This window comes from Legionella yabuuchiae (assembly GCF_900640115.1).
GTDB classification, from domain to species: Bacteria; Pseudomonadota; Gammaproteobacteria; order Legionellales; family Legionellaceae; genus Legionella_A; species Legionella_A yabuuchiae.
Genome location: NZ_CAAAIW010000002.1, coordinates 94,008 through 106,194 on the forward strand (window position 1 = coordinate 94,008; position 12,187 = coordinate 106,194).

Below are 12,187 nucleotides of genomic sequence, written 5' to 3' on the forward strand. Positions count from 1 at the left end.
GCGGATAAACCGTGGTGCGTTGGCATGTTGTATTGCCAACTAAAACTTAAGCCTAATTGCAAGCCGGTACAGGCACACAACGTTCTGTAGTTTTTCGCTCTGTACAGAGATTTTGTCCTTAATATAGTTTTCATTATTATGACACTGAGCTACAATTGGCTATTTTGCGAATTTTTCTTTACCAAGCGTGCTGTTGATGATTTCAAAACCTGCTATTTTAGTGCTTGCCGATGGGACGGTTTACGAAGGAACGTCGATAGGTGCTCCTGGGGAGTGTGTCGGAGAGTTGGTGTTCAATACATCGATGACCGGCTACCAGGAGATGCTGACCGATCCTTCTTACGCTCGCCAAATTGTTACGTTAACCTGCGCTCATGTGGGGAATGCCGGCTGTAATAATGACGATATGGAATCCTCCAGGGTATGGGCGAGTGGGTTGGTCATACGAGATTGTAGTATTCTACCGAGTAACTACCGTGCGCAATATTCATTGCCAGAATGGTTAAATAAACATGGAATTGTTGCCATTGCTGGAATTGATACGCGCGAGCTTACCTTAAGATTGCGCGATCATGGTGCTATTGGCGCTTGTATTAGCACGAATATCAATCAAACGAATAAAGCAAAAAGGTTAGCCCAATCTTTTAGTGGGTTAGAAGGGGTTGATTTAGCCAAAACAGTCTCGCGGCAGACGAAAGAGCGCTGGCATGAAGGGTTAGGGGATTGGGCAAGAAATTCACGACCTTTACACTTTCATGTCGTTGCTTACGATTTCGGGGTTAAGCATAGTATTCTTCGCATTCTTCATGATCTTGGCTGTCATATTACCTTAGTTCCCGCGCAAACACCGGCCTCTGAAGTATTAGCTATGGAACCCGATGGGGTCTTTCTTTCCAATGGTCCTGGAGATCCAGAAGCGTGCGATTACGCGATTGATGCGACTAAGGAGTTTTTAGCCGCCGGAATTCCTTTATTCGGAATCTGTCTTGGCTTTCAAATTTTAGCTTTAGCCTGTGGAGCAAACGCCACCAAAATGAAATTTGGCCATCACGGTGCGAATCACCCTGTGATAGAAACAAATGGTACTAAGCGAGTCTTTATTACTAGCCAAAATCATGGATTCATGATTGATGAAGCTACATTGCCAGATTGCTTACAAGTGACTCATCGTTCTTTATTTGATCAAAGTTTGCAAGGAATCAAACATCGAAAGAAACCCGCTTTTGGTTTTCAGGGACACCCCGAAGCCGGCCCCGGCCCGCACGATATCGAGGTTATTTTTGAACAGTTTATTCAGCTAATGAGCTAGTTAATAGGAGTAAATGCTGTGAGTTCTTCTTTTGTTTTCACTTCCGAATCGGTTTCGGAAGGTCATCCAGATAAAATTGCCGATCAAATTTCTGATGCGATTTTGGACGAACTGCTTGCACGAGATCCTAATTCACGTGTTGCCTGTGAAACGTTTGTCAAAACAGGCATGGTGCTTGTCGGTGGCGAAATCAGTACCAAAGCCTGGGTGGATGTCGAAGAAATAACACGTTCGGTGATTAAAGATATTGGCTACAACAGTTCTGAAATGGGCTTTGATTGGGAATCATGCGCTGTATTATCGGCCATTGGCAAGCAGTCACCGGACATTGCGCAAGGCGTTGATAACGTGGAAACGAAGAAACTTGGTGCGGGCGATCAAGGATTAATGTTTGGTTATGCCAGCTCTGAAACCGAAGCTTATATGCCTGCTCCTATTGCCTACGCTCATCGTTTGATGATGCAACAAGCTAAACTTAGAAAAAATGGAGCACTGCCATGGTTACGTCCTGATGCGAAATGTCAGTTAACCTTGAATTATGAACAAGGAAAGCCTGTGGGGGTTAATACCGTCGTTTTTTCAACCCAACATGCGGCGGATATAGCTCATAAAGAATTGATTGAAGCGGTGCGAGAAGAAATCATAAAGCCGATATTACCGGCAGAATGGCTTTCCTCCAAAACTCGGTATTTTATTAATCCAACAGGGCGATTTGTGATTGGTGGGCCTCTAGGTGACTGTGGTTTAACTGGCCGAAAAATTATTGTGGATACGTATGGCGGTATGGCAAGACACGGTGGTGGGTGTTTTTCCGGAAAAGATCCTTCAAAAGTAGATCGCTCAGCGGCCTATGCGGCTCGCTATGTGGCTAAAAATATTGTGGCCGCAGGCATTGCTGAGCGGTGTGAGATTCAAGTCTCGTACGCAATTGGTGTCGTCGAGCCAACATCCGTTTATGTTGAGACATTTGGCACAGGCAAACTTGATGAAGCCACGATTATTGACTTAATCAATACCCATTTCGATTTAACGCCGCAAGGCATCATTGATCATCATAATCTGTTGCGTCCCATTTATCGCCAAACCGCAGCTTATGGTCATTATGGTCGCGACGGTTTGCCTTGGGAGCGTTTGGATAAGGTCGAAGAACTTAAAAAAGCGTTGTAAATAATAAAAATAAAAGGATATCGCATGAGACTGGTAAACGAAACCTCCGCAACTGAAGATTTTAAAGTAGCCGATCTATCATTAGCTGATTGGGGTCGTAAAGAAATTGCTATTGCTGAAACTGAGATGCCAGGATTAATGGCGTTAAGAGAAGAGTTTGGCCGTGATAAGCCGTTAAAAGGCGCTCGAATTGCGGGTTGCTTACATATGACCATCCAAACGGCAGTGCTTATTGAAACCTTAATTGCCTTAGGCGCTGAAGTGCGTTGGTCATCGTGCAATATTTTTTCAACGCAAGATCATGCCGCCGCTGCAATGGCTGTTTTAGGAATTCCTGTTTTTGCCTGGAAAGGAGAAACGGAAGACGAATACTGGTGGTGTGTTGAGCAAACCTTGAAAGGACCAAATGGTTGGGTTCCCAATATGCTATTAGATGACGGGGGCGATTTGACTCAAATCATCCATGAACAATACGCGCATTTATTAGATGGAATTAAAGGGGTCTCCGAAGAAACCACAACCGGGGTTGCGCGGCTGTATGACATGGCTAAAAAAGGTGAATTACAAACCGCTGCCATTAACGTTAACGACTCAGTCACTAAATCCAAGTTCGATAACTTATACGGATGTCGCGAATCGTTGTTAGACGGCATTAAGCGTGCAACAGACGTCATGATTGCTGGAAAAGTGGTATTAATTCTTGGCTATGGTGATGTTGGCAAAGGGTGTGCCCAAGCGTTAAGAGGTCAAGGAGCTGTGGTTTGGGTGGCTGAAATTGATCCTATTTGCGCGCTTCAAGCTGCAATGGAAGGCTACCCAGTGGTTACTATGGATGATGTGGCGGATAAAGTGGATATTGTGGTCACTGCGACAGGAAACTATCATGTGGTTGCCCATGAGCATATGGTTAGAATGAAAAACCAGGCGATATTATGTAATATTGGCCATTTTGATTCTGAAATTGATATCGAAAGTTTACGTCAGTATCAATGGGAAAACATCAAGCCGCAAGTCGATCATGTTATTTTCCCAGATGGTAAGCGCATTATTGTATTGGCACAAGGGCGACTGGTTAACTTAGGTTGTGCAACCGGTCATCCGAGCTTTGTAATGTCTGCTTCGTTCACGAACCAAGTCTTAGCTCAAATTGAGTTGTTCAAACATAGTGAGCAATACGACAATCAAGTGTATGTTTTGCCAAAGCATCTTGATGAAAAGGTTGCGCGACTTCACTTAGGACGTATTGGAGCAACGCTGACAAAATTAACCGATGAACAAGCTCGTTATATCGGTGTTGATGTCAATGGACCATTTAAGCCGGAGCATTATCGTTATTAATTTAAAAACCGCTAGGGATATTGCCCATGGAACGTCCCTAATCATTTATACTTTTATGTTGTTGTAATATGCCAAAACGAACTGATATTCAATCCATACTTGTTCTAGGGGCGGGGCCTATTGTCATTGGTCAGGCCTGCGAATTCGATTACTCAGGAACGCAGGCAGTCAGGGCATTAAAAAAAGAAGGGTATCGCGTCATTCTGGTCAACTCAAATCCTGCGACCATTATGACTGATCCTGAACTGGCCGATGCCACCTATATTGAACCAGTGTTATGGCCTGAGGTTGCACGCGTTATTGAACAGGAACGTCCAGATGCGTTGCTTCCAACTATGGGGGGACAAACCGCTTTAAACTGTGCCTTAGATTTGGTTCGTGAAGGTATTTTGTCCAAGTATAACGTTGAATTAATTGGTGCTACTAAGGAAGCCATTGATAAGGCGGAAGACCGAGAACAGTTTCGATTACTGATGAAGAAAATCGGATTAGAAATGCCGCGATCGGCAATCGCCCACAGCATGGAAGAAGCGTTATCGGTTCAAGCACAGCTTGGTTTTCCTACTATTATTCGCCCTTCTTTTACCATGGGTGGAAGTGGTGGCGGAATTGCGTATAACCGTGAAGAATTTGAGGCGATTTGCGCGCAAGGTTTAGAACTATCTCCCACCCATGAATTACTCCTTGATGAATCCGTGTTGGGCTGGAAAGAGTATGAAATGGAAGTGGTGCGCGATAAAAACGATAATTGCATCATTGTTTGCTCTATTGAGAACTTCGATCCTATGGGGGTTCACACGGGTGATTCCATTACCGTAGCCCCAGCTCAAACCCTAACCGATAAAGAATATCAACGCATGCGTGATGCAGCCATTAAAGTACTGCGCGCAGTTGGGGTAGATACAGGAGGCTCAAATGTGCAATTCGCCGTCAATCCTGAAGACGGGCGGATGCTTGTGGTTGAAATGAATCCCAGAGTATCACGAAGCTCGGCTTTGGCGTCTAAGGCCACTGGATTTCCAATTGCAAAAGTGGCGGCATTATTGGCTGTAGGCTATACGCTTGATGAATTAGCAAATGAAATCACCGGTGGTAAAACCCCTGCATCATTCGAACCTTCCATTGATTATGTGGTCACCAAAATACCACGCTTTAATTTTGATAAGTTTCCTCAGACTCCTAAAACGCTTACCACCCAAATGAAGTCGGTTGGTGAAGTGATGGCGATTGGCAGTACATTTCAAGAATCCTTACAAAAAGCGATTCGTGGGTTAGAGATTGGACGCTCAGGATTGCAATCGTTACACAAACATCAAGATAACGCTGTGTTGCGCGGACACTTAAGAGAACCAACGCCTGATCGACTTTGGTATATCGCGGACGCGTTTAGAAAAGGAATGACGTTAGAGGAAATTAATCAAGAGTCAAAGATAGATCCTTGGTTTTTGGCACAAATTCAAGAGCTGGTGCACTATGAACATTTAGTGAAAGACAATACCTTGCACGCGTTGGATAAAGCAACGTTACGGCAGTTAAAACGTCGCGGATTTTCCGATGCCTATTTAGCCAATCTTCTGCATTGCCGTGAATCTGAGGTTCGAGCCCATCGTAAATCTTTAGGTGTGGTGCCTGTTTATAAACGTATTGATTCTTGCGCAGGGGAGTTTCCTAGTGAAACGGCTTATCTGTATTCTTGCTATGAAACGTTTTGTGAAGCCAAACCTGATGAGGATAAACAAAAAATAATCATCCTTGGTGGAGGACCTAATCGCATAGGGCAGGGAATTGAGTTTGATTATTGCTGTGTTCATGCTGCTATGGCTTTAAGGGAAGCAGGATTTCAAACGATCATGGTGAATTGTAATCCTGAGACTGTTTCAACGGATTTTGATACTTCTGATCGGTTGTATTTTGAGCCGGTTACTTTGGAAGATGTCTTGGCGATTGTGGATATTGAAAACCCCGCAGGAGTAATTGTTCATTATGGTGGCCAGACGCCCTTGAAATTGGCTCGTGAACTGGAAGCCAACGGGGTCAAAATTATCGGAACCTCCCCAGACGCAATCGATAAGGCGGAAGATCGAAAGCGTTTTCAAGAAGTGGTACATAAACTTAACCTTCATCAACCCGCAAATGGTACTGTGACTAGCGAAGAAGAAGCGATCACCTTAGCCAATAAAATTGGTTATCCGCTCGTGGTTCGGCCCTCTTATGTGCTCGGTGGGCGTGCCATGGAAGTGGTGTATCAGGAAGACGACCTAAGGCATTATTTAGCGCATGCTGTGGAAGTATCTAACGATTCCCCTGTCTTGCTGGATAAATTTTTAGATGAGGCTATTGAAGTAGATATCGATGCGGTTTGTGATGGTAAGGACGTCTTAGTCGGCGCTATTATGGAACATATTGAGCAGGCCGGCGTACATTCTGGCGATTCAGCCTGTACGTTACCGCCCTTTAGCTTAAGCGTTGTGGTGCAACAAGATTTAATTGAGCAACTGCGAGTACTGGCATTGGAGTTAGGAGTTGTTGGATTAATTAACGCGCAGTTTGCCATACAAGCCGATGATATTTTCGTGCTAGAAGTAAACCCGCGTGCTTCTAGAACCGTACCTTTTGTTTCCAAAGCCACTGGCTTGTCTTTAGCGAAAATTGCTGCACGCTGCAAAGTTGGGCAATCTTTGAAAGAGCAAGGCATTACACAACATTATCCGATGCCTTCCTTTTACTCGATAAAGTTACCGGTGTTTCCTTTTCTCAAGTTTTCAGGCGTTGACTCAATTCTTGGACCAGAGATGAAATCAACGGGGGAGGTTATGGGGATTGCTAGACGATTTGGACAAGCGTATGCTAAAGCTCAGCTGGGCGCAGGAGTGAATATTAAAAAACGCCGTCGCGCGTTTCTTTCAGTCCGAGAAGCGGATAAGGCTCGTATTGGTGAAATTGCTAAACGCTTAATTTCCTTGGGCTTTGATATTATCGCTACTCGCGGAACCGCTGTGGTTTTACAAGCGGCAGGAATCAATTGTAAACGAGTGTTTAAAGTCGCCGAGGGTAGGCCGCATATAGTGGACTATATTAAGAATAATGACATTGATTTTATTGTGAACACAACGGAAGGTAAACAAGCCATTGCGGATTCATTCGACATTCGTCGTAATGCGCTCCAGCACAAAGTGAGTTATACCACCACGCTTTCAGGCGCCGAAGCTGCTTGTTTGGCGATGAAGTATGAAGATCGTGAAACCGTTACTCGATTACAAGACCTTCACTAAACACTTAAATTTCAGATTTATCAAACATTGAGCGCTTTGGTGCGCATATTGTTTTCATGGAGTAATTATGCAAAAACATCCTATGACGTTAAAAGGTGCAGAAGCACTCAAAAATGAATTACACAAATTAAAGTCTGTGGAGCGACCGCGCATTATTGAAGCGATTGCGACCGCAAGAGCTCATGGTGATTTGAAAGAAAATGCGGAATATCACGCCGCGCGCGAACAACAAAGTTTTATTGAAGGGCGCATTCAAGAACTTGAAGCGAAACTATCCAACGCACAAGTGATTGATGTCAGTAAAATGCCAAATAACGGAAAAGTCATTTTTGGAACCAAAGTTCGCCTATGTCATGTTAAAACCGATGAAGAAATTATTTATCAAATCGTTGGTGAAGATGAAGCCGATTTAAAGCTCAATAAAATCTCATACAGCTCGCCAATTGGCCGAGCATTAATTGGAAAAGAGCTTGACGATACCGTTGAAGTTAAAACCCCAGGTGGTGTCGTAGAATATGAGATCATAGCTGTAGACTACGTCGCTGAATAATAAAACAATTCGTAGCCCGATTACGGCTTCGTTGCTTCCGGGCTACGTTACCTACTACTTTTACCCAGGTCAAAATTTCAAAAGCAAATTGGAATTGCGCGAGATGAAGTGGCAGCAAGAAAAAGAAACACGAGTTTCGCACTTAATTTAAATGGTTTGAAGCATCAACCTTTTGATCGGTTCGTGAATTGCATTTTTAATTACATTCCAATTTTGTTGATACAGCTTAAATCAACCCAATCTTTGCGAAAATCCTTCAGAGAAGGCTTGGCTGAAGGATTCACTAAAAAGTACAACGTTCATCATTTGGTTTATTATGAAATTCATTCTGATGACTACGAAGCAATAACCAGAGAAAAACGCATCAAGAAGTGGAACCGACAATGGAAAATAAACCTTATCGAGCAAAACAACCCCCAGTAGCTTGATTTGGCATCGGATTATTTTAATGGATGGTTGCCCGCCTGCGCGGGCATGACCGGTTTTTTGTCATGTACAGAGCAACATCCCAACAAAACAATGCATACGGCACTTGCTCCAGTTAAAATAGGCGTTTAATATTGCTGCAAGCGCTAAGTTTATCTTTTAATTCGCTAAAAACCGGGCAAGGGCACGGGCACGTATTAGCTCAGTGGTTTTTTGTCCGGTACGAAGGCAATTCTTAGCAAATCCCGTATGTTGATATGAACCTTTAGCCGCAAAGGTCTCTCAAAAGGAAATGTCTTTGCAATTCTCCTTAAATGAAGCGCTGACGCTTTTAAGCCGATTTTTAGTTATTTTGGGTTTGAGTATAGATTATCGCGAGTCCGCTTTAGCAATACATACACGGCCCCAGTACCGCCATCACGTGGCAGTGCGCTATGAAATGACAATACTTCAGGAAACTGCTTTAACCAATGATTAATGTAACTTTTAATAATCGGTACTTCACCGTGGTGTCCGCCTTTGCCATGAATGATTAACAAACAACGATTTCCCTGAGAAGTTTGACCACTTATAAACGACCGTAGTGCTTCAGCGGCACGTTCAACGCTTTGCCCATGTAAATCCAGACGTGCCTGGAGTGGTATTTGGCCCTTTTTTAATTGTATAAATCGTTTGATTGGCAATCCTGCCTGGCGATAAGTTAATTGAGTATCGGCAAAAACAGGCTCAGAATATTCGCTGGAAAGATAAATGGGATTTAAATCGTGTGTTGAATATTGAACTGGTTCTGGACGAGACCTCAACGGTTCTTTATACTTTACAAACTGTTTGTGTTTATTTTGCAAAGGCGTTACAGAACGCATTTCGTTCCTAAATAATGCTTTTTCCTCATCACTTAAACCATCGTTAGCCATTTATCTAATAAAAAATAATCATAATAGTATAATTATACACGGTGGTAACACTTAGGAGTATCCATGTCTTCTCTTTTAAAGTCGACTAAAGAATTGAATTCCCTTTTGGATTTCTTACGGTTCGGAATTTCAGAGGCGAATGCCGCAAGGTTGTACTATGGCCATGGAACAGATAATGCTTGGGATGACATACTGGCGTTGATCTTAGCTACCTTATCGCTCCCATATGATGGGCATGAACAATTGTTGCCTGCTAAGTTAACAGAAGATGAGAAAAGGCTATTAACCGAACGCCTCAAACGACGTATCTTAGATCGCGTCCCCGTTCCATATTTGACCCAAGAGGCGAATTTTTGTGATTTAACGTTTTATGTTGATGAGCGCGTACTTATCCCTCGTTCGCCTATAGCGGAATTAATCAAGCATCAATTTTCACCATGGATAGATGTTAACCGCGTAGATCGCATACTGGATTTGTGTACCGGGAGTGGTTGTATTGCTATCGCTTGTTGCTATGCATTCCCAGATGCCCAAGTCGATGCGGTAGATATTTCTGAGCAAGCGTTAGAAGTCGCTGAAATTAATCGAGAGCAACATGGGCTAGAAGAACAACTCATATTAATTCAATCGGATTGCTTCAGTAATGTTCCTAAGGAACGTTACGACATCATTGTCACCAATCCTCCTTATGTAGGCTATGAGGAGATGCAAACCTTGCCTGCCGAATATTTGCACGAGCCAAATCTAGCTTTGGAGACAGAAAATAATGGCTTAGCAATTGTTGAAAAAATTCTTCGCCAGGCCCATGATTATCTAAATGATAAGGGAATCTTAGTGGTCGAAGTGGGGAATAGTGAAGAGGCACTAATCGAGGCTTATCCAGATGTTCCCTTTACCTGGCTCGAATTTGAATCAGGTGGACAGGGTGTTTTTTTACTGACTCGAGAACAACTGATGCAAATGGAATGGTCTTAAAACTACCATAAAGAGAACTCAATGAGTGGTAATACCTTCGGAACTTTATTTACAGTAACAACCTTTGGAGAAAGCCATGGGCCGGCGATCGGTTGCGTGGTAGACGGCTGTCCTCCGGGGGTAACCTTAGCAGCAAGCGATATTCAACCTTATTTGGATAAACGCAAACCTGGACAATCAAAGTACACCAGTCAACGGCGCGAATCGGACCAAGTTGAAATTTTATCGGGTCTTTTTGAAGGAAAAACTACAGGAACGCCAATTGCTCTTTTGATTCGCAATGAAGATCAACGCAGCCGGGATTATGAAGCCATTAAGGACACCTTTAGGCCAGGACATGCTGATTTTACCTATCATCATAAATATGGTCATCGAGATTACCGAGGAGGCGGACGTTCATCGGCTCGCGAAACGGCAGCCCGAGTTGCAGGTGGAGCAATTGCACGTATCTATTTAAAAAAGGTGTTAGGAATTGAAATTATTGGCTTTTTAGAACAACTCGGTGAACTTAAGATTGCGTTTGAGGATGAAAAAGCGGTCTATGAAAATCCCTTCTTTTGCCCTAATTCATCACAAGTAGCTCATCTAGAAACCTACATCGATGAGCTGAGAAGGGAAGGTGATTCAGTAGGCGCTCGCGTTGGCCTAATGGCTCGAGGTGTGCCCGTTGGATTGGGCGATCCTGTGTTTGATAAACTGGATGCTATGATTGCTTATGCAATGATGTCGATAAATGCGGTAAAAGGCGTGGAGATTGGTGCTGGATTTGCAGCCGTATCGCAAAAAGGCAGTGAACATAGAGATGAGCTGGCTAGAGAAGGATTTTTAAGCAATCATGCCGGGGGTATTTTAGGGGGGATTTCTACAGGGCAAACGATACGCATTAGCATGGCCATTAAACCCACTTCCAGCATTATCATACCTGGGAAATCAGTGACCACGTCGGGTGAAGAAATTAAAGTTGTGACCAAGGGCCGCCATGATCCTTGTGTTGGATTTCGTGCCGTTCCCATTGCCGAAGCCATGTTGGCTCTGGTGTTAATGGATCACTATTTGAGACATAAGGCCCAGAATCTATAAACAGTACAAATTTTGTAATTATTTTTTTAAGAGGAAATTATGAGTAGAACACTAAACGTTGCCATCGTCGGTGCCACAGGGGCAGTTGGTGAGACTATGTTAAAAGTATTGGAAGAGCGGCAATTTCCGGTGGATCACCTTTATCCCTTGGCCAGTGCTCGTTCAGCGGGAAAAACCGTTGAGTTTAATGGTGAAACTTATGACGTAGAAGACCTAGCCAAGTTCGATTTTTCTGACGCAGACATCGCCTTATTTTCTGCTGGTGGTGCCGTTTCAGCCGAGTATGCGCCGATTGCTGCAGCAGCGGGATGTGTCGTGATTGATAATACCTCTTGTTTTCGTTATGAAGACGATATCCCTCTCGTGGTTCCCGAGGTAAATGCCCATCGAATTGTTGATTATAAAAATCGCGGCATTATCGCTAATCCAAATTGCTCCACCATTCAAATGGTGGTCGCTTTAAAGCCACTCTATGACAAAGTAGGCATTGTACGAATCAATGTGGCTACTTATCAGGCCGTTTCAGGGACAGGTAAAAAAGCCATCGAAGAGCTAGTCTCTCAAATGGGAGAGTTACTCAATGGTAGGCCGATTAAAAAACCAACTGTATACAAGCAACAGATTGCTTTTAATGTTCTGCCCCATATTGATGAATTCCAAGAGAACGGATATACCCGCGAAGAAATGAAAATGGTATGGGAAACTCGTAAAATTTTCGAAGATAACGAAATTATGGTGAATCCTACTACCGTTAGAGTGCCTGTGTTGTATGGACATTCTGAAGCCATACACCTCGAGTTAAAATCGCCTCTTAGTGCTAAAGAGGCCAAAGCAATATTATCTAAAGCGCCTGGCGTAGTGGTCGTCGATAATATTGCAAAACAACAATACCCTACACCCATAACGAGTGCCGTTGAACATGATGATGTATTTGTGGGCCGTATTCGCGAAGACATTTCTCACCCTTGTGGTCTAAATCTTTGGGTCGTGGCCGATAATGTTAGAAAGGGTGCCGCTACTAATGCTGTACAGATCGCTGAAATTCTGCAACGCGAGTATTTATGATTTATAATAGGAAATATGAGTAAACGTAAATCAATCTCTTCATTCAAGCGTATTTTGACGGAACGTAAGCCCCAAAGAAGCGCGAACGGTG

Annotated in this window: 10 protein-coding genes; 9 read left to right on the forward strand and 1 reads right to left on the reverse strand. The window is 43.5% G+C overall.

The genetic code is table 11. From position 1 onward, the window contains the following. Window positions 1-196 precede the first annotated feature (196 nt). The 6 genes from carA to E1O47_RS12460 all read left to right on the forward strand — a co-directional run bounded on the left by carA (window position 197) and on the right by E1O47_RS12460 (window position 8,059). A complete protein-coding gene (gene carA, locus E1O47_RS01185; protein WP_133129446.1) occupies window positions 197-1,309 on the forward strand; it encodes a glutamine-hydrolyzing carbamoyl-phosphate synthase small subunit in 1,113 nt (370 codons plus the stop codon). Window positions 1,310-1,327: 18 nt separating this feature from the next. Further along, entirely contained in the window at window positions 1,328-2,476 is a 1,149-nt protein-coding gene (gene metK, locus E1O47_RS01190; protein WP_133129447.1) for a methionine adenosyltransferase, read from the forward strand. Between the two features lie 24 nt (window positions 2,477-2,500). After that, window positions 2,501-3,814, forward strand: coding sequence for an adenosylhomocysteinase (gene ahcY / locus E1O47_RS01195; protein WP_133129448.1), 1,314 nt, complete (start codon window positions 2,501-2,503; stop codon window positions 3,812-3,814). 68 nt (window positions 3,815-3,882) lie between these two features. Further along, complete coding sequence (carB, locus tag E1O47_RS01200; protein WP_133129449.1) at window positions 3,883-7,086, forward strand: carbamoyl-phosphate synthase large subunit; 3,204 nt, start codon at window positions 3,883-3,885, stop codon at window positions 7,084-7,086. 67 nt (window positions 7,087-7,153) lie between these two features. Further along, entirely contained in the window at window positions 7,154-7,636 is a 483-nt protein-coding gene (gene greA, locus E1O47_RS01205; protein WP_133129450.1) for a transcription elongation factor GreA, read from the forward strand. A gap of 183 nt (window positions 7,637-7,819) precedes the next feature. Beyond that, window positions 7,820-8,059, forward strand: coding sequence for a GIY-YIG nuclease family protein (locus tag E1O47_RS12460; protein WP_423202744.1), 240 nt, complete (start codon window positions 7,820-7,822; stop codon window positions 8,057-8,059). A gap of 350 nt (window positions 8,060-8,409) precedes the next feature. Here E1O47_RS12460 and E1O47_RS01215 read toward each other — a convergent pair whose 3' ends face one another. Then, window positions 8,410-8,925: a Smr/MutS family protein gene (locus tag E1O47_RS01215; protein ID WP_341272519.1), complete on the reverse strand. Its 516-nt coding sequence runs from the start codon at window positions 8,923-8,925 to the stop codon at window positions 8,410-8,412. A 114-nt stretch (window positions 8,926-9,039) separates the two neighbouring features. On the opposite strand from E1O47_RS01215, the gene prmB reads away from it, so the two are divergent. From prmB to E1O47_RS01230, 3 genes are read left to right on the forward strand one after another with little or no spacing between them, the layout of a single operon-like run. Beyond that, window positions 9,040-9,951: a 50S ribosomal protein L3 N(5)-glutamine methyltransferase gene (gene prmB, locus E1O47_RS01220; protein WP_133129452.1), complete on the forward strand. Its 912-nt coding sequence runs from the start codon at window positions 9,040-9,042 to the stop codon at window positions 9,949-9,951. A 21-nt stretch (window positions 9,952-9,972) separates the two neighbouring features. After that, complete coding sequence (gene aroC / locus E1O47_RS01225) at window positions 9,973-11,031, forward strand: chorismate synthase (RefSeq protein ID WP_133129453.1); 1,059 nt, start codon at window positions 9,973-9,975, stop codon at window positions 11,029-11,031. A 39-nt stretch (window positions 11,032-11,070) separates the two neighbouring features. Beyond that, window positions 11,071-12,096, forward strand: coding sequence for an aspartate-semialdehyde dehydrogenase (locus E1O47_RS01230; protein WP_133129454.1), 1,026 nt, complete (start codon window positions 11,071-11,073; stop codon window positions 12,094-12,096). Window positions 12,097-12,187: the final 91 nt, after the last annotated feature.